This is a genomic window from Amycolatopsis sp. A1MSW2902 (assembly GCF_017312175.1).
GTDB classification, from domain to species: Bacteria; Actinomycetota; Actinomycetes; order Mycobacteriales; family Pseudonocardiaceae; genus Amycolatopsis; species Amycolatopsis nivea.
Genome location: NZ_QJPO01000001.1, coordinates 3,583,717 through 3,603,120, shown reverse-complemented (window position 1 = coordinate 3,603,120; position 19,404 = coordinate 3,583,717). Strand labels below are relative to the sequence as shown.

The 19,404-nt window shown below is 69.7% G+C and carries 17 protein-coding genes; 10 read left to right on the top strand and 7 right to left on the bottom strand.

All coding sequences use genetic code 11. The features are described 5' to 3' along the window. Positions 1-11: 11 nt before the first annotated feature. Together DMP23_RS16545 and DMP23_RS16540 are read right to left on the bottom strand one after the other, a co-directional pair. Positions 12-1,253 carry a CoA transferase gene (locus DMP23_RS16545; protein ID WP_337821591.1) on the bottom strand — a complete coding sequence of 414 codons (1,242 nt, stop codon included), beginning with the start codon at positions 1,251-1,253 and terminating at the stop codon, positions 12-14. Between the two features lie 53 nt (positions 1,254-1,306). Continuing rightward, positions 1,307-2,203 (bottom strand): LysR substrate-binding domain-containing protein, encoded by an 897-nt coding sequence (locus DMP23_RS16540; protein WP_337821590.1) that lies wholly within the window; start codon positions 2,201-2,203, stop codon positions 1,307-1,309. Positions 2,204-2,286: 83 nt separating this feature from the next. Between DMP23_RS16540 and DMP23_RS16535 the strand changes: the two genes are divergently transcribed. Genes DMP23_RS16535 through DMP23_RS16510 form a run of 6 tightly spaced genes read left to right on the top strand, consistent with a single transcriptional unit; the run spans position 2,287 to position 7,996 of the window. Then, positions 2,287-3,453: an acyl-CoA dehydrogenase family protein gene (locus DMP23_RS16535; RefSeq protein ID WP_337821589.1), complete on the top strand. Its 1,167-nt coding sequence runs from the start codon at positions 2,287-2,289 to the stop codon at positions 3,451-3,453. 10 nt (positions 3,454-3,463) lie between these two features. Then, positions 3,464-4,204: a 3-oxoacyl-ACP reductase FabG gene (gene fabG, locus DMP23_RS16530; RefSeq protein ID WP_337821588.1), complete on the top strand. Its 741-nt coding sequence runs from the start codon at positions 3,464-3,466 to the stop codon at positions 4,202-4,204. Between the two features lie 23 nt (positions 4,205-4,227). Next, positions 4,228-5,442: an acetyl-CoA C-acetyltransferase gene (locus DMP23_RS16525; RefSeq protein ID WP_337821587.1), complete on the top strand. Its 1,215-nt coding sequence runs from the start codon at positions 4,228-4,230 to the stop codon at positions 5,440-5,442. Then, positions 5,439-5,894 (top strand): MaoC family dehydratase, encoded by a 456-nt coding sequence (locus DMP23_RS16520; protein ID WP_238606075.1) that lies wholly within the window; start codon positions 5,439-5,441, stop codon positions 5,892-5,894. The genes DMP23_RS16525 and DMP23_RS16520 overlap by 4 nt, the downstream gene beginning before the upstream one ends. A gap of 19 nt (positions 5,895-5,913) precedes the next feature. After that, on the top strand, positions 5,914-7,104 hold the full coding sequence (locus DMP23_RS16515) for an acyl-CoA dehydrogenase family protein (RefSeq protein WP_337821586.1): 1,191 nt from the start codon (positions 5,914-5,916) through the stop codon (positions 7,102-7,104). Positions 7,105-7,126: 22 nt separating this feature from the next. Then, positions 7,127-7,996 carry a thioesterase family protein gene (locus DMP23_RS16510; RefSeq protein ID WP_337821585.1) on the top strand — a complete coding sequence of 290 codons (870 nt, stop codon included), beginning with the start codon at positions 7,127-7,129 and terminating at the stop codon, positions 7,994-7,996. Here DMP23_RS16510 and DMP23_RS16505 read toward each other — a convergent pair. Genes DMP23_RS16505 through DMP23_RS16490 form a run of 4 tightly spaced genes read right to left on the bottom strand, consistent with a single transcriptional unit; the run spans position 7,977 to position 14,980 of the window. Further along, positions 7,977-9,092: an NDMA-dependent alcohol dehydrogenase gene (locus tag DMP23_RS16505; RefSeq protein ID WP_337821584.1), complete on the bottom strand. Its 1,116-nt coding sequence runs from the start codon at positions 9,090-9,092 to the stop codon at positions 7,977-7,979. The genes DMP23_RS16510 and DMP23_RS16505 overlap by 20 nt on opposite strands. Then, positions 9,089-10,570, bottom strand: coding sequence for an aldehyde dehydrogenase (locus DMP23_RS16500; protein ID WP_337821583.1), 1,482 nt, complete (start codon positions 10,568-10,570; stop codon positions 9,089-9,091). Before DMP23_RS16500 ends, DMP23_RS16505 begins: the two co-directional genes overlap by 4 nt. A 10-nt stretch (positions 10,571-10,580) precedes the next feature. Then, a complete protein-coding gene (locus DMP23_RS16495) occupies positions 10,581-12,851 on the bottom strand; it encodes a hydantoinase B/oxoprolinase family protein (RefSeq protein ID WP_337821582.1) in 2,271 nt (756 codons plus the stop codon). 23 nt (positions 12,852-12,874) lie between these two features. After that, positions 12,875-14,980 carry a hydantoinase/oxoprolinase family protein gene (locus tag DMP23_RS16490; protein ID WP_337821581.1) on the bottom strand — a complete coding sequence of 702 codons (2,106 nt, stop codon included), beginning with the start codon at positions 14,978-14,980 and terminating at the stop codon, positions 12,875-12,877. 193 nt (positions 14,981-15,173) lie between these two features. Here DMP23_RS16490 and DMP23_RS16485 point away from each other — a divergent pair, with 193 nt between their 5' ends. After that, complete coding sequence (locus DMP23_RS16485) at positions 15,174-16,169, top strand: AraC family transcriptional regulator (protein WP_337821580.1); 996 nt, start codon at positions 15,174-15,176, stop codon at positions 16,167-16,169. On the opposite strand, the gene DMP23_RS16480 is transcribed toward DMP23_RS16485, so the two are convergent. Further along, entirely contained in the window at positions 16,153-16,824 is a 672-nt protein-coding gene (locus tag DMP23_RS16480) for a GntR family transcriptional regulator (protein WP_337821579.1), read from the bottom strand. The genes DMP23_RS16485 and DMP23_RS16480 overlap by 17 nt on opposite strands. Positions 16,825-17,164: 340 nt before the next feature. On the opposite strand from DMP23_RS16480, the gene DMP23_RS16475 reads away from it, so the two are divergent. Genes DMP23_RS16475 through DMP23_RS16465 form a run of 3 tightly spaced genes read left to right on the top strand, consistent with a single transcriptional unit; the run spans position 17,165 to position 19,387 of the window. Continuing rightward, positions 17,165-17,953: an MFS transporter gene (locus DMP23_RS16475; protein ID WP_337821578.1), complete on the top strand. Its 789-nt coding sequence runs from the start codon at positions 17,165-17,167 to the stop codon at positions 17,951-17,953. Between the two features lie 12 nt (positions 17,954-17,965). Continuing rightward, on the top strand, positions 17,966-18,490 hold the full coding sequence (locus DMP23_RS16470) for an MFS transporter (RefSeq protein WP_337824405.1): 525 nt from the start codon (positions 17,966-17,968) through the stop codon (positions 18,488-18,490). Between the two features lie 42 nt (positions 18,491-18,532). Beyond that, positions 18,533-19,387, top strand: coding sequence for an alpha/beta fold hydrolase (locus DMP23_RS16465; protein ID WP_337821577.1), 855 nt, complete (start codon positions 18,533-18,535; stop codon positions 19,385-19,387). Positions 19,388-19,404: the final 17 nt, after the last annotated feature.

Here is a 19,404-nt window from a genome sequence, read left to right as displayed (position 1 = left end):
GAAGCGATTCGTCAGTGCCGGGGCCCAGCCACCACACCTCGGTCGTGCAGGCCGCCGATCTCCGCCGCGGCGAACCCGAGCCGCTCCGCCAGAATCTCGTCCGTCTCCCGGCCCAGCTCCGGTGCCTCGCCGGCTTCCCCGTGCGCACCGTTCCACCGCAACGGCGACCGCGCGGTGATCGCCGCCTCCCCGCCGGGCAGCTCGAGATCGGCCAGCACCGCATGAGCACCGGCGCGGTGTGCGGCCACCACGTCGCCCATCCCCTGGTAGCGGCCCCACAGGACGCGAGCCGCGTCGAGTTCGCGGTGCACCTGCGCCAGGTCGCGCGCGGCGAACCACGGACGCAGGATCGCGGCGATCGTTTCCCGGAGTCGGTAGCGGTCGGCCTCGTCGGCCAGGTCCGCCCCCATCGCCTTCTCCAGCGCCGCGAACACTTCCCCGGTGCCGGTGACCTTGCACAGCGCGGCCCATTGGCCTTCGGTCAGCGCCACTACCATCACGCGGTGCCCGTCTGAGCATTCGAAGTCGACTCCGAAGCTGCCGTAGACGTGGTTGCCGTGCCTCGGGCGCTCGCGGCCCCGCTCGGCGACCTCGGACAGCCAGCCGAGATTCGCCACGCCGGCCAGCGCGACGTCGGCGAGCGCCAGTTGGACGTATGCGCCCCGGCCGGTCCGGGCCCGGTCGTGCAGCGCCGCGAGCACCGCGGTCGACACGGTGAGCCCGGTGACGAGGTCCCATGCGGGAAGGACGTGGTTCACCGGCGCGCCGCCGGTTTCCGGCCCGGTGATGCCGGGGATGCCGACCTCCGCGTTCACGGTGTAGTCCACCGCCGGGCGGCCGTCGGGATAGCCCTGCACCCGCACGTGCACCAGGTCCGGCCTGCGCGCAGCGAGCGCCTCGTTGGCCATCCACCGGCGGCCGACCACGTTGTCCACGAGCACGCCGCGGTCGTCCCCCGGCGCGGCGATCAACGCGGCGACGAGCTCTCGGCCCTCGTCCGAGCGCAGGTCGACCGCGATCGAGCGCTTGCCCTTGTTGAGCGACGCCCAGTAGTACGAGTCGGCGTCCGCCGGTCCCGCGCCGCCTCCGGCCACCGGCCAGCGGTGGTGGTCGCTGCCGCCGCCGACCGGATCGACGCGGATGACGTCCGCGCCGAGCTGGGCCAGCGTCATCCCGCCGGTCGGACCTGCCACGAAGCTCGCGCATTCGACGATCTGCAGCCCGGCGAGCGGTTTCCCGGTGCGGTCCGCCATGTCCTCCACCCTTCCACGATGCATTATCCAGAATATATGCACCGTCCGCCGGGTCAGGCCACCGTGGGCAGCACCCGTTCGGAGACCTCCAGCACCCGGCCCAGCGCGGGCTCGACGTTCTCGTCGCGCCACAGCAGGTAGACGTACATCGCCGGGAGCGGATCGGCCAGGGAAAGCACGCGCATCCCGTCCAGCGCCAGCTGTTCGGCGGCCGAATCGGTGGTGAGGTGCAACCCGACGCCCGCCGCGACGAGCGCGACGCACGTCCAGGTGTCCGGTGCGGTCTGGACGATATCGGGCGAGAAACCCGCCGAGTGGCACGATGAGACGAACATCGCCCGCACCGCCGAGCCGAACGCCTCCGGCAGCGTGATGAACGGTTCGTCGCGCAAGTCGGCCAGCGACACGGATTTCCTCCGGGCCGCCGGGTGGTCCGAGGGCGCGATCAGCACCCCGCGCTCCCGCCCGACCGCGCGACTGCCGATGCCCGGAGGCGCGTGCTCGAACCGGGCGATCGCGAGATCGGTGTTGTGCTCCAGCAGTTCCCGCACCGCGATCGGCCCGTACCGGCCGGGCCGCACGGAGAGGTCGATCCGCTCGTACTGCTCCCGCACCGCGCGGGCCAGCCGGGCGACCATCGCCTGCGAGGACGGTCCGGCGAAACTCAGCCGCACCCGCCCGCTGTCGCCGCGCTGCGCGGCCGCCACGTCCGCCCGCGCCCGTTCCCCCATCCGCAGGATCGCGGCGGCGGGTTCCAGCAGCGCCCGCCCGGCCGGCGTCAACTCCACCCGCCGGGTGGTCCGCTCGAACAGCGGCGCGCCGAGTTCGGCCTCCAGCGCGCGCACGGTACGGCTCAAATACGGCTGGGCCAAGTGCAATCGCTCCGCTGCCCGTCCGAAGTGGAGTTCCTCGGCGACCACGCGGAACACCTCGAGCTGGGAAAGATCCATCCGTACATTATATCTAATTCTGCAACAATCACCGCCCAATTGGTATTGGACACGCATCAGCGGCAGGGGCAGCATGGGCTCCCATGAACAGTCAGGTCAGCGCCGACGACTTCGCCGACATCCTCGCCCAGGTCCGGCATTTCGTGCGCGATGCCGTGGTGCCACGGGAAAACGAGATCATGGCGAGCGACCGGATCCCCGAGGACATCCGGTCCGCCGCGGCGGAGATGGGCCTGTTCGGCTACGCCATCCCGCAGGAGTGGGGCGGCCTGGGTCTCGATCTGACCCAGGACGTCGAACTGGCGATGGAGTTCGGCTACACGTCGCTGGCGCTGCGGTCGATGTTCGGCACCAACAACGGCATCGCCGGACAGGTCCTCGTCGGCTTCGGCACCGACGAGCAGAAAAAGCAGTGGCTCGAACGCATCGCCTCCGGCGACGTGGTCGCCTCCTTCGCGCTGACCGAACCCGGTGCCGGATCGAATCCGGCCGGGCTGCGCACCAAAGCCGTCCGGGACGGCGCGCACTGGGTGATCGACGGCCAAAAGCGGTTCATCACCAACGCGCCGTCCGCGGACCTCTTCATCACTTTCGCCCGCACCGGCGAAGCCGCTCCCGGCAATCCCGGAATCGCGGTGTTCCTGGTTCCCGCCGACACGCCTGGCGTCTCCGTCGGCCCGAAAGACGCGAAGATGGGCCAGGAGGGCGCACTCACCGCGGACGTGCACTTCGACGGCGTGCGCGTCCCTGATTCCGCGCTTGTCGGCGGCTCCGAGGAAGTCGGCTACCGCGCGGCGATGACGTCGCTGGCGCGCGGCCGCGTGCACATCGCCGCGCTCGCGGTCGGGTCCGCGCAGCGCGCGCTGGACGAATCGGTCGCCTATGCCGCGGCCAACACCCAGGGCGGCGTCCCGATCGGCGACCACCAGCTCGTGCAAGCGATGCTGGCCGACCAGTACACGGGGGTCGCCGCCGGGCGGGCGCTCGTGCGCGACGCCGCGGCCGCCTACGTGAGCGGTGCGGACCGCCGGGTCGCGCCGTCCGCGGCGAAGCTGTTCTGCACCGAAATGGCCGGCCGGGTGGCGGATCTGGCGGTGCAGGTCCACGGCGGCACCGGCTACATGCGCGAGGTCCCGGTGGAGCGGATCTACCGGGAAGTGCGGCTGTTGCGCCTCTACGAAGGCACCAGCGAGATCCAGCGGCTGATCATCGGCGGCTCGCTGTACCGCGCCGAGCGCAAGAAATCCTGAGAGGAACTCCATGGCATTGCTGAACGGGCGGACCGCAGTCGTCACCGGCGGCGCGCAAGGCATCGGTTTCGCCATCGCGGAACGCTTCGTCGCCGAGGGCGCACGCGTGGTACTGGGCGACTTGGACCTCGACGCGACCGAAGCCGCGGTGCGGCGGCTGGGCGGCACAGAGGTCGCCGCCGCGGTGCGCTGCAACGTCACCGACTCGTCCGATGTGGACGCTCTGCTCGCTCGGGCGGTCGACGGTTTCGGCTCGCTGGACGTGGTCGTGAACAACGCGGGCATCACGCGCGACGCGACGATGCGGACCATGACCGAGGACCAGTTCGACCAGGTCGTCAACGTGCACCTCAAGGGCAGCTGGAACGGCACCCGCAAGGCCGCGGCGATCATGCGCGAACAGCGCTCCGGCGCGATCGTGAACATCTCCTCGCTGTCGGGCAAAGTCGGCATGGTCGGCCAGACCAACTACTCCGCAGCGAAGGCCGGGATCGTCGGCCTCACCAAGGCCGCGGCCAAGGAAATGGCCCACCACGGCGTGCGGGTCAACGCGGTGCAGCCGGGGCTCATCCGCTCCGCGATGACCGAGGCCATGCCGGAAAAGGCGTGGGAGCAGAAGATGAACGAGATCCCGATGCGCCGCGCCGGCGAGGTCGCCGAGGTCGCGAACGTCGTGCTGTTCCTCGCCTCCGATCTGTCCTCTTACATGACCGGCACGGTGCTCGAAGTCACCGGCGGACGGTTCATGTGACCCACTCCCCCGAAAGGCCCGCCATGCGCGAAGTCGTGATCTGCGAACCCGTCCGCACCCCGATCGGCCGGTACGGCGGCAGCCTCCGGCCGCTCAGCGCCGCCGATCTCGGCGAGGCCGCGCTGCGCGGGCTGCTGGAACGCACCGGGCTGGACCCGGCCGCCGTCGAGGACGTCATCCTCGGCCACTGCTACCCCAACAGCGACGCGCCCGCCATCGGCCGCGTCGTCGCGCTCAACGCCGGGCTGCCGGTGACGGTGCCGGGCATGCAGGTCGACCGGCGCTGCGGGTCGGGCCTGCAATCGGTGCTGCAAGCCGCGATGCAGGTCGGCTCCGGCGTGAGCGAGCTGATCGTCGCGGGCGGCGCGGAAAGCATGAGCAATGTCGCGTTCTACTCGACCGATATGCGCTGGGGCGTCAAGGGCAACGGCGTCATGCTGCACGACGGTCTCGCCCGGGGCCGGGTCACCGCGGGCGGCCGCGACTACCCCGTCCCCGGCGGAATGCTGGAAACGGCGGAGAACCTGCGCCGCGAGTACTCGATCTCGCGCGAGGAACAGGATCAGCTGGCGGTGACGTCGCACCAGCGTGCGGTCGCCGCACAGCAGTCCGGCGTGTTCGCCGACGAGATCGTGCCGGTCGTGGTGCCCGACCGCAAGGGCGACATCACGGTCGACACCGACGAGCACCCCCGCGCCGACACTTCCGTGGAATCGCTGGCGAAACTCCGGCCCGTCCTGTCCAAACAGGATCCCGAGGCGACAGTCACCGCCGGGAACGCCAGCGGCCAGAACGACGCCGCCGCGATGTGCGTCGTCACCCATCCCGAGCGCGCCGCGCAGCTCGGCCTGCGGCCGTTGGTGCGGCTCGTTTCCTGGGCAGTGGCCGGGGTGGAGCCGAAGGTCATGGGCATCGGCCCGGCGCCCGCCACCCGCGCCGCACTCGACCGTGCCGGGCTCGAACTCTCGGATCTCGACCTGATCGAGCTGAACGAGGCGTTCGCCGCGCAGGCACTCGCCTGCACCCGCGAATGGGGCTTCGGCGAGAAGGACTTCGAGCGGGTCAACGTGCACGGCTCGGGCATCTCGCTGGGCCACCCGGTCGGCGCGACCGGCACCCGGATCCTGACCACGCTGTCCCGCGAACTGGTCCGCCGCGAGGCCCGCTACGGCCTCGAAACGATGTGCATCGGCGGCGGACAGGGACTCGCCGCGATCTTCGAACGGTTCCCGGCATGACGCGCGAATTCTCGTCGCTGGACGACGTCCGCGCCGCGCTCGGAACCCCTCTCGGCCCCACTCCCTGGCTAACGGTGCAGCAGCCGCGCATCGACGCGTTCGCCGAGGCGACCGGCGACCACCAGTGGATCCACGTCGATCCCGAACGCGCCGCGGCGGGACCGTACGGCGCCACCATCGCGCACGGCTACCTCACGCTGTCGCTGATCCCGCAGTTCGGACCGCAGCTGTTCCGGTTCGGCTTTGGTTCCGCGCGGCTGAACTACGGACTGAACAAGGTCCGGTTCCCCGCCGCGGTCGCCTCCGGCGGCCGGGTGCGCGCCACCGCGGAGTTCCTCGACCTGCGCGAGACCGGCACCGGTGCGCAACTGACCACTCGCTACACCCTCGAACTCAACGGCACCGACAAGCCGGCCTGCGTCGCCGAGGCGCTGACCCTGTTGCTGCCCTGAACCAGGAGAACGAAGAACCATGGCTCGTTTGGCCCGGACCGCGGGTTTGTCGGATGTGCAGCAGGAGATTCTGTCCACGGTGCGCTCGTTCGTGGACAAGGAGATCATCCCGCACGCGCAGGCGCTGGAGCATGCGGACGAGTATCCGGCGGAGATCGTCGAGGGGATGAAGGAGATGGGCCTGTTCGGGCTCACCATCCCGGAGGAGTACGGCGGCCTGGGCGAGTCGCTGCTCACTTATGCGCTGGTGGTGGAGGAGATCGCGCGGGGCTGGATGAGCGTGTCCGGCGTGATCAACACGCACTTCATCGTGGCGCACATGATCACCCGTCACGGGACGCCGGAGCAGAAGCAGCATTTCCTGCCCCGGATGGCGACCGGCGAGGTCCGCGGCAGCTTCTCGATGTCGGAGCCGGACCTGGGGTCGGACGTGGCGGCGATCAAGACCCGCGCTAAGCGCGAGGGCGACGACTACGTGATCGACGGCGCGAAGATGTGGCTGACCAACGGCGGCTCCTCCAACCTGATCGCGCTGCTGGTGAAGACCGACGAGGGCGCGGAGAAGGCGCATCAGAACCTGACGACGTTCCTGGTCGAGAAGCCGTCGGGGTTCGGCGAGGTGCTTCCGGGGCTGACGATCCCGGGCAAGATCGACAAAATGGGCTACAAGGGCGTCGACACCACCGAAGCGGTGTTCGACGGCTTCACGATCGGCGCGGACAAGGTGCTGGGAGAGGCGCCGGGCAAGGGCTTCTCGTACATGATGGACGGCGTCGAGGTCGGCCGGGTGAACGTGGCCGCGCGGGCGTGCGGGATCGCGATCCGGTCGTTCGAGCTGGCGATCGCCTACGCGCAGCAGCGGTCGACGTTCGGCAAGCCGATCGCGCAGCACCAGGCGATCGCGTTCAAGCTCGCCGAGATGGCGACGAAGGTCGAGGCCGCGCACCTGATGATGGTGAACGCGGCCCGGTTGAAGGATTCCGGCGCCCGCAACGACGTCGAGGCGGGGATGGCGAAGCTGATCGCCAGCGAGTACTGCGCCGAGGTGACCCAGGAGGCGTTCCGGATCCACGGCGGGTACGGCTACTCGAAGGAATACGAGATCGAGCGCCTGATGCGCGAGGCCCCGTTCCTGCTGATCGGCGAGGGCACCAGCGAAATCCAGAAAACCATCATCAGCCGCGGCCTCCTCCGCGACTACCAGGCCTGATCTTGGTATATATAATGTTTACATGAGCTTCTTCGTCGCGGAGCCCGATGGCGTCCTGCGCCCGCTGCCCGCCGCCCGTGCACATTGGGGCGGCGGGCAGCTGCGCGGAATGGCCACCAGCGGCGCGCTCGCCCGCGCAGCAGAGCAGGCGCTGCAGCACTCCGGAGGCTCTTCTCTGCTGCGTCCGGCCCGCTGGACCGTCGATCTCTTGCGCCCAGCGGCTTACGAACCGTGCGAGGCCACCGCGGAGATAGTCCGGCTGGGCCGGCGGTTGTGCCTGATCGAAGCGTCACTCCGGCAGCGAGACGTGCTCGTCGGCCGGGCGACCGCGCTGTTCCTCGCCGCCGGCGGGCCGGTGAGCGGCAAAGTGTGGGCCCCGTCCGCCGTGCCGGAACCGCCGCCGCAGGACCTGCGGCCGGAGACCGCCGAGCCGCGGATCTACCACAGCACGAGCGTCGGCTGGACCAGCTCGCCCGAACCGCACCAGAACGCGGACCGGAAGATGCTCTGGGCGTTCCCCCAGCAGCTCGTGCGCGGAGAACAGCCGACCCCGTTCCAGAACGCCGCGGCGGTCGCCGACCTGGTGAACGTGGTAGCCAACTGGGGCGACGCCGGACTCGAGTTCATCAACGCCGACCTCGTTCTCGCCTTGTCCCGCACCCCGGGCGCCGACCTGCAGCTGGGCTTGTCGGCCGAGCTGCGCGCCGAGGACGACGGCGTCTCGACCAGCACGGCCACGGTGTTCGACCGCAGCGGAGTCCTCGGCACGGTGACCGGGGCAGCACTCGCCGCGCCCGCCCCGGTCGACCTCCGCATCGTCGGCGCCGTTCCCGGAGACTCCGTTTCGGACGAGGCCCCCAGGAAGTCCGGGCTCAGTGATCGTGCAGGATGACGCCCCGGATGATTTCCCCGGCGCGCAGGTCCGCGTAACCCTGGTTGATCTCGTCGAGCCGGTAGTGCCGGGTCGCGAGTTCGTCCAGTTTGAGCCGTCCGGCGTCGTAGAGCCGCAGCAGTTTCACGATGTCGTACTGCGGGTTCAGGGTGCCGAACATCGAGCCCTTGATGGTTTTCTCGTATTTCGTCAGCACCGCGCCGGACACGTGTACGGTCAGGTCCTCCGGCGCGCCGAGCCCGGTGACGACCACCGTCCCGCCCTTGCCGACGACGTCAAACGCCTGCTGGACAACCTTCTCGTCCACGACCCCGACCGTCACCAGAGCCTGGTCCGCGCCTTGGCCCCAGGTCAGCTCGTTCACCTTCTCAGCCGCCTCCTCCGCCGTGGCGAAAGCGTGCGTCGCACCCAGCTTCAACGCGGTTTCCCGTTTGAACTCCACCGGATCCACCGCCACGACGAACTTCGCCCCGGCATACGCGGCGCCCTGGATCGAGTTGATCCCGATCCCGCCGATCCCGTACACCACCGCCGTGTCGCCGACGTGCACTCCCCCGGCGACCGTGGCGGTGCCCCAACCGGTCGGCACGCCGCAGCCGACCAGGACCGCGACCTCCAGCGGGAGCCAATCGTCCACTTTGACCACCGAACGCTCCGAAACCGTGGCCCGCTCGGAGAACGTGCCGAGCATCGCGATGCTCCCGTACTCCCGGCCGTCGTCGCCGCGATAGCGGAACTTGCCGTCAGGGAAGGTCCCGTCGATCGAGTTCGCACCCCAGTCGCACAGGCTGGAGCGACCGGTCGCGCAGTACCGGCAGACACCGCAGCTCGGCATGAAGCTGCAGACGACATGGTCGCCTTCGGCCACCCTGGTCACGCCGGGACCGACCGATTCGACGATGCCCGCGCCCTCGTGGCCCGCGACGACCGGCTTGCGCCCGGGCAGCACGCCGTCCACGAGATGCAGATCGGAGTGGCACAGCCCGGAGGCGACGAACTTGACGTGCACCTCGCCCGGTCCGGGCTCGGCGACTTCCAGGGTGCGCACCTCGAACTCGGTGGCGTCCTGGTCCACGACTGCGGCTCGCGTCTTCATCCGCGGACGCTCCCTTCCAGTTCGTCGGCCAGTTCGGCCGAAATTCCGTACGCCTTCAGCTCCACATAGGACTCGAAGCCCTCCCGTCCGCCTTCGCGGCCGACCCCGCTGGCCTTGAAACCTCCGATCGGGGCGTGGAATCCGGCCACGGCTCCGTTCACCTCGACCGTCCCGGTCCGCATCCGGCGGGCCACCGCGAGCGCGTGCAACGGGTCGGCGCTGAACACCGAGCCGCTGAGGCCGTAGTCGGAATCGTTGGCGATGGCGACCGCTTCGTCCTCGTCGCCGAAGGTGAGCACGGACAACACCGGCCCGAAAATCTCCTCCTGGGCGATCTTCATCCCCGGCGCGACCCCGGTGAACACCGTCGTTTCGACGAACCAGCCGCGGTCCAGCCCCGCCGGACGGCCGCCGCCCACGAGCACCTTCGCACCTTCCGCGCGTCCGGCCTCGATGTAGCCTTCGACGCGTTCGCGTTGCCGGGAGCTCACCAGCGGCCCGATCTGGGTGGCCGGGTCGAGCGGATCCCCGACGGGCATCTCCGAGGCCATCGCAGCCAGACGGTCCAGCAGTTCCGCTTCCCGCGCCCGGGAAACCACGATCCGGGTCTTGTTGTTGCACGCCTGCCCGTTGTAGCGCAGCGAAAGCGTCCGGACGGACTCGATCACCCGGTCCAGGTCGGCGTCGTCGAGCACGATCGCAGCCGACTTCCCGCCGAGTTCCAGGTTCACCCGGCGGAAATCCTGCCCGCACAAGGCGCCGATCCGGGCTCCCGCCGCACTGGACCCGGTGAACGACACCTTGTCCACGCCGCGGTGCTTGACCAGGTATTCGCTCGCCTCGCGATCGGCGGGCACCACGTTGAGCACCCCGGCGGGCAATCCCGCTTCCTCGGCCGCTTCCGCGAGGAGATACGCGTCGAGCGGAGCCTCCGGCGAGGGCTTGAGGATCACCGTGCACCCGGCCAGCAACGCGGGGGCCAGCTTGATCATCGCGACCGTCATCGGCGAGTTCCACGGCACGATCGCGGCCACCACGCCGACCGGCTCGGCCGTCACCAGGGAGGTGCCGGTCGCGGTCCGGCGCACCTCGCTCCACGGATAGTCCGGGGCCAGTTCGAGAAAGGTGTCGAGCAGGACCCGCGGCCCGCCCGCCTGCATCGGCCGCGACTGCGCGATCGGGCAGCCCATCTCCTCCGACACCAGGGTCGCGATGGTTTCCTCCTGCGCGGCCAGCAGGTCGCGCAGCCGCCGGACCACAGCCATCCGCTCGGCGAGCTCCATCCGTGGCCACGGCCCGCGGTCGAACGCCTCGCGCGCCGCGGCGACGGCGGAGTCGACGTCGTCGGGGGTCCCGGCCGGGACGGACGCCAGCACCTGTTCGGTGAACGGCGAAATCACCTCGAGCCGTTCCGTCGAAGCCGGCCGCACCCATCTGCCGCCGATGAACAATGAATCGTAATTTCCTTGCCACACCACGGTGTTCTCCTCAGTCCAGCTGCTTGTCGTGCAGCGGCGGCAGCGCGGACAACGACACCTCGGTCTCGAGCAAAGTGCCGCAGCCCGGGCACACGAACTCGCGGAACACGAGGGTGTCCTCGTCGACGTAGGTGGTCGGGTCGACCCACACCCGTTCGGTCGTGCCCAGCGGGGTTTCGATCGCACGGCACCCCAGCTTGTAGTTGCCGCCCGCGGCGGCCAGTCCGGTCCGGCACCGGCCGCAGGAGGTCTCCCCCGCCGCGGACACGACGAGGTTCTCGTCGAGCCATCGGGAGCCGCCGGGCAGCACCGGTTCCGGGGCCTGCGGCAGCGGTCCGCGCCCGAGCCGACGTCCGCGCAGTTCCGCCCGGCGCTGCTCCGTGGCTTCGCGGTCGATCTGCTCGCCGTCGAGCACCACCCCGTACACCGCGCCGGCGTGCGCCGCGGTCACCGAACCTTCGTCCAGGTCGCGTTGCACCGCGGCGAGATCGCGTTCAAGCGGGTCTCCGAACCCGCCGCCGCCCAACCAGCCGTTGGCGAACACGTCGTTCAGCCCGATCGGCGTGATGCCGCCCTGCGACGGCGGCCATTCGATCTCGACGTCGACGTCGTCCTCGCCTGCCGGAACCGTGCCCTCGCCGTACTGCTTCCAGACGGTGCTCTCGCGGGCGATCTTGTAGTAGCCCGACCGCGACGGCCAGCCGCCGCACAGGCCCGCCCCGCCAGGGATCGCGGTGCCCGAGGCGTAGTTGACGTTGAACAGGTCGCCCGGCGTGTCGTGCGGCACGAGCGCGGAGCGGCCGCCGTTGCCGCCGCGGAACTTCCCCGGCCCGCCGGTGTCCGGCGCCTCCGAGCGGTACAGCCACAGCAGCGGTTCGTACCACTCCTGAGATTCGATGTTCGGGATCTCCGTCGACGGGCCGAGCATCATGCCCGCGGTGTCGTCGCCGTCGGCCCACGACCGGGCCCCGATCCCGCCCGCGCACGGGTCGAGGGACAGCGCGAGCGTGGGCAGCCCGGTCTTGTTGGTGCCGCCGATCATCTGGAACACCCAGCCGGGCGTCGAGACGGCCAGCAGGTTCCGCCGGTATTCCGGGCTCGCGGCGAGCATTTTGGACACCACGACCGTCGCCGAGTTGACGCTGCTCCACGCCGCCTGACAGGTGCCGCCGCCCGCCGCGGCCGGGAACTCCGCGGCCAGGATCGTGCCCGGCTTGAACCGGAACTCGACCGCCCGCAGCATCGCGCCCGGCGCCCAGGGCAGGTCCGGGCACAACAGCGGCAGCACCGCGGACATGATCCCGGCCTCGGCCAGCGACCGGCCGCAGTTGATCGCGCCGACCTGCGGGTCCACGTCCTCCAGGTCGAATACCAGTCGGTCGCCGCGTTTGTGCATCGTCACCGGGAGGTGGTAGACGCCGCGGTCGCCGACGCCTGCCGAGTCCCACAGGTAGTGGTGGCGCCAGGTGCCGTCGGGCAGTTCGGCCAGCCTGCCGCGGAACCGGGTTTCGGTGGTGTCCAGGGTTTCCCGGATCACCGCGGCGACCACGTCCGCGCCGTAGTGGCGGGTCAGGTCCTGCACACGTTCGGTCGCGACCGAGGTGGCCGCGAGCAGCGCGCGCAGGTCCAGCGCCGCCGACTGCGGCATCCGGCTGCGGCGCAGGAACATGTCCTCGATGTCGGCCCGGATCTCGCCGTTCTCCAGGATCTTCACCGGCGGGATCGGCACGCTTTCGGAGAACACGTCCTCCGCGTCCGGGATCATGCTGCCCGGGAACCGGCCGCCGAGGTCGAGGAAGTGCAGGGTCGCCCCGGTCCAGCCGAACAGCTTGCCGTCGACGAAGATCGGCCGGACGATCGCCGCGTCGCTCTGGTGCGCCGAGCCGACCCACGGGTCGTTGACCAGGAAGGCGTCTCCGTCGCGGATGCCCGGGTTGGTGCTGCGGTTTTCCAGCGTCCACTGGATCAGCCGCTGCACGACCGTGCCGTGGACGCTGATGTAGGAACCCAGCTCGAACAGGTCGCCGCGCGCGTCGCCGAGCGCGGTGTTGAAGTCGGCGGCCTCGGCAGCGGCCAGCGAACCGGAGACCTTGCTGATGGTGACCGCGGATTCGTCGTTGATCTGGGTCAGCTTGTGCGACACGACCGCGTAGGTGACCGGGCCGACCTCGACGTCGTCCGGCGCCTCGTACAACGGCAGGCGCGGGTCGATGACGAGTTCGCCGGCCTGCTTCGCGACCGACTGGAACTTCTCGGAACCGGGGATGGCTGGTGCGCTCATGATGTTCCCTCGTGCTCGTCGGGTCAGGGGACGGTGATGACGTAGTTGCCGAAGCCGTCGACGTCGAGCCGCTGCCCGGGCCGCACCGCGACCGTGGTCGTCGGCAGCTCGATCACGGCGGGGCCGGAGAGCGATACGCCGGGGACCATGCCGTCCGGGCTGTAGATCGCGGTGCGCAGCGAGCCGCGCTCCTCGTACCAGTACACGTCGCGGAACCGGTTCGGTTCGGCCTGCGCGCCGGGCTCCGGCGCGACCTGCTTGATGCCGGGCTTCGGCCGGATGCCGTAGGCCTGGACCCGGAAGTTCATCCACTCGATTCCGGCCGCGGCGAACGCGCTGACCTTGCCGAACAGCTGCTCGTACCGATCCTCGAACGCCTGGGCCACCTGGGCCATCGACTCCTCGGTGAGCGCGCCCGCGGGCACCGGAACGGTCACCTCGTGCACCTGGGTTCCGTACCGTAGTTCGGCGAACCGCTCCAAGCGGCGGTCCTTCTCCGGCACGCCGTCGCCCGCGAGCCGCTCCATCGCCTCCTGTTCCAGGTCCGCGAACACCCGGGCGACCTCGTCGACCGGGAACGGAGCCGCGACTGGATGCGACAGCTCGTGCGTGTGGTGGATGTCCGCACTCGCGATGCCCCACGCGGAGAACACCGAAGCCAGCTCTCCCCCGGGCACGACCATCGACTTCGCGCCGAGCTGCGCGGCGTATGCGGTGCCGTGCAGCGGGCCGCCCCCGCCGAACAGGAAGACCGCGAACTCGCGCGGGTCGTAGCCGCGTTCGACGGTCATCTGCCGCACGAGATCGGCCATGTGATGGTCGGCGATCTCCGCGATCGCGGCCGCCGCTTCCTCGATCGACAACCCCAGCGGCTGCGCGACGTGCTTGTCCACCGCGTCTCGCGCGGAAGCGACGTCGAGCCGCATCTTGCCGCCGAGGAACGTCTCCGGATCGATGAACCCGAGGATGACGTCGGCGTCGGTGACCGTCGGGTACTCGCCGCCCTGGGCGTAGCAAACCGGGCCGGGCCGCGCCCCCGCGCTCTCCGGGCCGACCGTCAGCCGCCCCGACAGCGCGTCGACCCGCGCGATGCTGCCGCCGCCCGCGCCGATCGAAACGACGTCCACGACCGGCAGGAACAGCTCGTGCTGGTGCACGATCGTGGTCGGCGTCAGCACCGGGCTGCCGTCGACCACGAGGCCGACGTCGAAGGTGGTGCCGCCGACGTCGGTGCAGATGACGTTCGGCATTCCCATGGCCTCGCCGAGTTTCTGGGCACCGAGCACCCCGCCGGTCGGTCCGGAACCGATCAGGTTCACTGGCAGCTGCTGCACGGTCGCTGCCCGGTCGAGGCCGCCGTTGCCCTGCATCACCAGCATCCGGCCGCGCCCGAGCTTCACCTCGGCCATTGTCTCTTCGAGCCGGCGGATGTGCTCGGTCGCGACCGGAGTCATCGCCGCGTTGTAGGCGGTCGCCGCCATCCGCTGGTACTCGCCCAGTTTCGGGGCCAGCTCGCAGGAAAGCGTCACCGGCACGTCGGGAGCGAGTTCCCCGACGAGCTCGCGGACCCGCTTCTCGTGCGCGTCGTTGCGGAAGGACCACAGCAGGCACACCGCGATCGCGGTCACCCCGGCCTCGACTAGTTCGGCGATCGCCGTGCGCACGCTCTGCTCGTCCAACGGGGAGATGACCGAGCCTTTGTAGTCGACGCGCTCGCTGACCTCTTTGATCATGCGTCGGGTATGAGGCACCAGCTGGTCCGGCTTGCGGCGCTCGGCGTACTTGCGGAGGCTTTCGGTGCTGAACCCGTTCGTCCGGCTCGTCGCTCGGGCGATCGACAGCGTGTCGGCGAACCCTCGGGTCGTGATGATGCCGGCGTTCGCCGCCTGACCGGTGGTGATGGCGTTCGTGACGATCGTGGTGCCGTAGGCGAACGCCTCGGTCTCGCTCAGCACGTCCGGCAGGGAGCGGCCCAGGTTGGCCGCCGCGTCCGAGACGCTGTCCACGACACCCTGGACGAACTCCGGCGGGGTGGAAGGCCGTTTGCCGATGGTCACGGCCCCGTCGGAGTCGAGGACGACCGTGTCGGTGAACGTCCCTCCGGTGTCCGTCTGGATGAAAAAGCCCATGACGCTCCCTCGATGCTTCGTTGCATTGATCCCGGCCGGGGGAAGATGGCGAGAACCGTACGGTCGGGGAGACGGCCGTCACTATCCGCGAACCGCTGCCGGGACAGCCGGAATGCGCACGGCTTGCCCTGCTCCGGTCCTGCTCGTAACATCACACATTAAATATTTAGTGAGCGAGCCAAAGGAGGCAGCAGTGCCCGCGAAGGAGCTCGCTGCTGCCCCTGGGCAGCCGCTGCGCTTCCGCACGGACGACCTCGACGCCGCCCGCGAAGAAGCCAGCCGCGCGTTCGTGGAACACGACGTCCGGCTCTCGGGCCGCCTGGACTTCCGGCTCGACCTCGCACCGGGACCGCGGCTCACGCTCAGCCAGATCGCCTACGGCGCGGACGCGGTCGTCACCGCGCCTCCGATGCGCGACTGCTACGACCTGAACCTGCCCGTCTCCGGCACCAGCACCGCCGAACAGTCCGGTGCGCGCCAGACGATCCGGGCCGGACAGTCAGGCGCGACGTTCTTGCCGGACGCCCCGCTGCGAGTGCGGTGGAGCGCCGACGCGCGGCAGTACGTGCTGAAGATCCCCAAGCCGGTTCTCGACAATCACGCAGCGAAGCTCGCCGGACTGCGCGGCAGCGAGGGAATCCGGTTCGACCTCACCTTCGACCTGCACTCCGGACGCGGGCAGTCGCTGCTCGCGACGGTCGGGTTCCTCTACTCCGAACTGACCCGCCCGAACGGCCTCCCGACCATGCCGACCGCGTGCCATGAACTGGAGGCGGTCCTCATGACACAGCTGCTGATGACCGCGCCGAACCAGCTTTCCCCGGTGTTGCACGGAAACCCCGCCCCGCCCCGGCAGTCCCGGATCCGGGACGTGATGGAGTACGTCGACGCGAATCCTGCCGCGATCACCAGCATCGCCGATCTGGCCGCACAGGCGGGCCTGAGCGCGCGAGCGTTGCAGGCGGGCTTCCAGGACGTCGCCGGGGTCTCCCCCGCCGCGTACGTCCGCCAGGTCCGACTCGACCGCGCCCATCGCGAACTGACCGCGGGAACCGGCGGCTCGGTCACCGAAGTCGCCGCACGCTGGGGATTTTTCCACCTCAGCCGGTTCGCCGCTCAGTACCGCCGCCGCTTCGGCGTACTGCCGTCGGAGACAGCGCGGAAGGCAGGCCTCAGCGACCCGCCTTGATCCGCCTGCCCGGCTCGGGGACCCTCCAGAAGCCGCGTTCCTCCAGCAACGCGACAGCCTGATCGCCGCCGCGCCGGAAGTGCCCTTCGACCAGCCTGCGCGCCTTCACCCGAGACCTGGTCCGCACTGCCGCCACGATCTCGCGGTGGTCCTGATGCGCCGTCTCCGCCCAGCCGTGATGAGCTTCGTAGAACCCGGCCGGGACGCCCGCTGCCAGCAGTTTCAGTTCGCTCAGCAGTCGAGGGGATTCAGCCCCGCGATTGAGCACGCGGTGGAACTCGAAATTCAGCCGCTCCTGCGCCGCCGGCGATTCCTCTGTCTCCAACTGCTCCGCGAGGTCAGCCAACGCGTCCAGCTCCGGTTTCGGCAAACGCGTCGCCGCTCGCTCCGCGGCAAGCCCGGCGAGCATCAGGTACTGGTCCCGGATGTCTTCACGAGTCAAGGAGGCCGGGAACACTCCGCGATGCGGCACAATCAGCGCCTCCCGCACCGGCAGGCGGCTCACCCCCAGGTAATCGGCGAGGCCTCCCTGGTCGATCCGCGCGCCCGGCCGCCAGGACCCGGAGAAGATGCGCTCCCGGATCTCCTCCATGACCTCGCCTTTCAGCGAATGCCGCCACCGCGCCGTGTCTTGCCCGTCCCGGACGTCCGCCACGCGACCGGACCATTGGATACACGATACATTTTACGTTATCTCCCTCCGGAGCCTTTCCTGCGCGTCCCGATGCCGTGCCCGCGGAAAACGCCAGAGCCACCGCACTGTTTCCGCTCAACCGCAACGGGCCGCCCGCCGCCCTCCCCCGCACTCCGGCCGGCGACAGACGTTCCGTAGCCGTCCGACCACAAGCCGAAACCACCGCCGAGCACCGCGATCTCGATCATTGACACTCGCCCACCGGCCTGTAAGCATCAACATAATATTTAATGTTCCAAGCGGTCATCGGAGACCGGCGAGGTCCGCCGACCGCACGGTTCCCCCACGAAGGGCGGTCTGCATGACCACCACACCGAGCGGCCGGCAGGCCCGCCGGGCCGCGTTCGCGAGCATGATCGGCTCGACGATCGAGTACTACGATTTCTTCGTCTACGGCTCCGCCGCCTCACTGGCGTTCAACAAGCTGTTCTTCCCCACCGCCGACCCCGCGATCGGGGTGCTGCTCTCGCTCTCGACGTTCGCCGTCGCGTTCGTCATGCGCCCGGTCGGCGCGGCGATCTTCGGGCACTTCGGCGACCGGCTCGGCCGCAAGCGCACCCTGTTCGTCACGATCACCCTGATGGGCGTCGGCACCACCGCGATCGGCGTTCTCCCGACCTACCAGCAAATCGGCCTGGCCGCGCCAATCCTGCTGGTGCTCGCCAGGCTGGTCCAAGGCCTCGCTCTCGGCGGCGAGCAGGGCGGCGCGTGGGTGCTGAGCATCGAAAGCACCCGTGCCGGACGACGCGGGTTGTCCGGCGCTTTCGTCAACTCAGGTTCCGCATGGGGCCTGCTGCTTTCGAATCTCGTGTTGCTCGCCTTGTCGCAAATGCCCGACGACGCGTTCCTCAGCTGGGGCTGGCGCATCCCGTTCCTGCTGAGTGCCACGCTGATCGCGGTCGGCGTCTACGTCCGGCTGAAGCTGGAAGAAAGCCCTGAATTCGTCCAGGTGGAGCGCACTTCCGCCGTTCGCCGCGCTCCGCTCGTCGACGCGGTCCGCACTTCGTGGCGGCAGATGATCCTCGTCGCCCTCGGCGCGCTCGGACTCGGCGCGAACTTCTATGTTGCCTCGGTTTTCTCGCTCTCCTAAGGCACTTCGTCGCTGCATCTTCCGCACAGCACCGTCCCCACGATCATCTTGATCATGACCGTGATCGTCATCTTCGCGATGCCGCTGTTCGGCGCACTCAGCGACCGGATCGGCCGCAAACCGGTCTTCCTGGCCTCCGCCGCGGCCTTCGTGGTCTCGCCGTTCGTGTGGTTCCTCTTGTTCCAGACCCGCAACTACGGCCTGATGCTGCTCGGCTTCCTCTTCGTCTTCCTCACCTACGCCGCCAGCTTCGCGACCTTCCCGGCGTTCTTCTCCCTCGCCTTCCCCACCAACGTCCGCTACACCGGCGCCGCGGTGAGCGTCAACATCGGTGCCGCACTGGGCGGCTCCCTCGCTCCCCTGCTGTCGGCCGCGTTGTTCGAAGCGACCGGAAGCTGGGTTTCGATCGCCATCTACATCTCAGCGGTCTCGGCGCTTTCCGTCATCGCTGGCGTATTCCTGCGAGAACTGCCCGATCCCGCCCCGGCTCCCGCGCCGTCCGTGCAGCCGTCCGCAGCGCACCCCGGCGAACGATAAATATATTATCCGCAACAACGATCCTTTACGAGAGGAGTGCGAGTGACCTCGCGCGGCGTCCGCACCGATCCGGTGTCCTTCCCCCACAACGGCGTCCGGCTTTCGGGAGACCACCGGGCACCGGACGGCGCCGCGCGAGGCACCGCCGTATTCCTGCACGGCGGCGGGCAGACCCGGCACTCCTGGCGAAAGACCGCCGAACGCGTCGCCGCCGACGGCTGGACAACCATCTCGCTCGACGCCCGCGGACACGGGGACAGCACGTGGGCTCCCGACGGCAACTACTCGCTGGACTCTTTCGTCGGCGACCTCTACGCAGTCCTCGACACCTTGCCCGAACCCCCAGTGCTGGTCGGCGCATCCCTCGGCGGCATCACCTCCCTCGCCGCCGCCGGGGAACGCCCAGGCTGCGCCGCCGGCCTGGTGCTGGTCGACGTCGCGCCGCGAACCTCCGAAGAAGGCCGGGCCCGCATAGCGGAGTTCATGGCCGGAGCGCCGGACGGGTTCGCTTCCCTTGAGGAAGTCGCCGACGCGATCCACGCCTACAACCCGCACCGGCCGCGCCCGCGCAGCCTGGACGGGCTCCGCAAGAACGTCCGGCAGCACGCGAACGGCCGCTGGTACTGGCACTGGGACCCGAAGTTCCTCGACGTCCGCGACGAACCCAACCGGGATGCCGAAGCCGACCGGCTCGCCCGCGCCGCCCGCTCCCTGCGCGTCCCGACGATGCTCGTGCGCGGCAGCCAGTCCGACGTTGTCACCGCCGAAAGTGTCGAGGACCTGCGGCGGCTCCTGCCGTCGGCCCGGTTCGAGGAAGTCCAGGCCGGGCACATGGTGGCGGGCGACGACAACGACATCTTCACCAAGCACCTGCTCGATTTCCTCGCCGCGACCTGACCCGCCTCGTCCGCGAA

What these genes read in the sequence shown, in the direction of transcription:
- DMP23_RS16545 (WP_337821591.1), bottom strand. Translation starts at nt 1,253, where the DNA reads ATGGCGGACCGCACCGGGAAACCGCTCGCCGGGCTGCAGATCGTCGAA.
- DMP23_RS16540 (WP_337821590.1), bottom strand. Translation starts at nt 2,203, where the DNA reads ATGGATCTTTCCCAGCTCGAGGTGTTCCGCGTGGTCGCCGAGGAACTC.
- DMP23_RS16535 (WP_337821589.1), top strand. Translation starts at nt 2,287, where the DNA reads ATGAACAGTCAGGTCAGCGCCGACGACTTCGCCGACATCCTCGCCCAG.
- fabG (WP_337821588.1), top strand. Translation starts at nt 3,464, where the DNA reads ATGGCATTGCTGAACGGGCGGACCGCAGTCGTCACCGGCGGCGCGCAA.
- DMP23_RS16525 (WP_337821587.1), top strand. Translation starts at nt 4,228, where the DNA reads ATGCGCGAAGTCGTGATCTGCGAACCCGTCCGCACCCCGATCGGCCGG.
- DMP23_RS16520 (WP_238606075.1), top strand. Translation starts at nt 5,439, where the DNA reads ATGACGCGCGAATTCTCGTCGCTGGACGACGTCCGCGCCGCGCTCGGA.
- DMP23_RS16515 (WP_337821586.1), top strand. Translation starts at nt 5,914, where the DNA reads ATGGCTCGTTTGGCCCGGACCGCGGGTTTGTCGGATGTGCAGCAGGAG.
- DMP23_RS16510 (WP_337821585.1), top strand. Translation starts at nt 7,127, where the DNA reads ATGAGCTTCTTCGTCGCGGAGCCCGATGGCGTCCTGCGCCCGCTGCCC.
- DMP23_RS16505 (WP_337821584.1), bottom strand. Translation starts at nt 9,092, where the DNA reads ATGAAGACGCGAGCCGCAGTCGTGGACCAGGACGCCACCGAGTTCGAG.
- DMP23_RS16495 (WP_337821582.1), bottom strand. Translation starts at nt 12,851, where the DNA reads ATGAGCGCACCAGCCATCCCCGGTTCCGAGAAGTTCCAGTCGGTCGCG.
- DMP23_RS16490 (WP_337821581.1), bottom strand. Translation starts at nt 14,980, where the DNA reads ATGGGCTTTTTCATCCAGACGGACACCGGAGGGACGTTCACCGACACG.
- DMP23_RS16475 (WP_337821578.1), top strand. Translation starts at nt 17,165, where the DNA reads ATGACCACCACACCGAGCGGCCGGCAGGCCCGCCGGGCCGCGTTCGCG.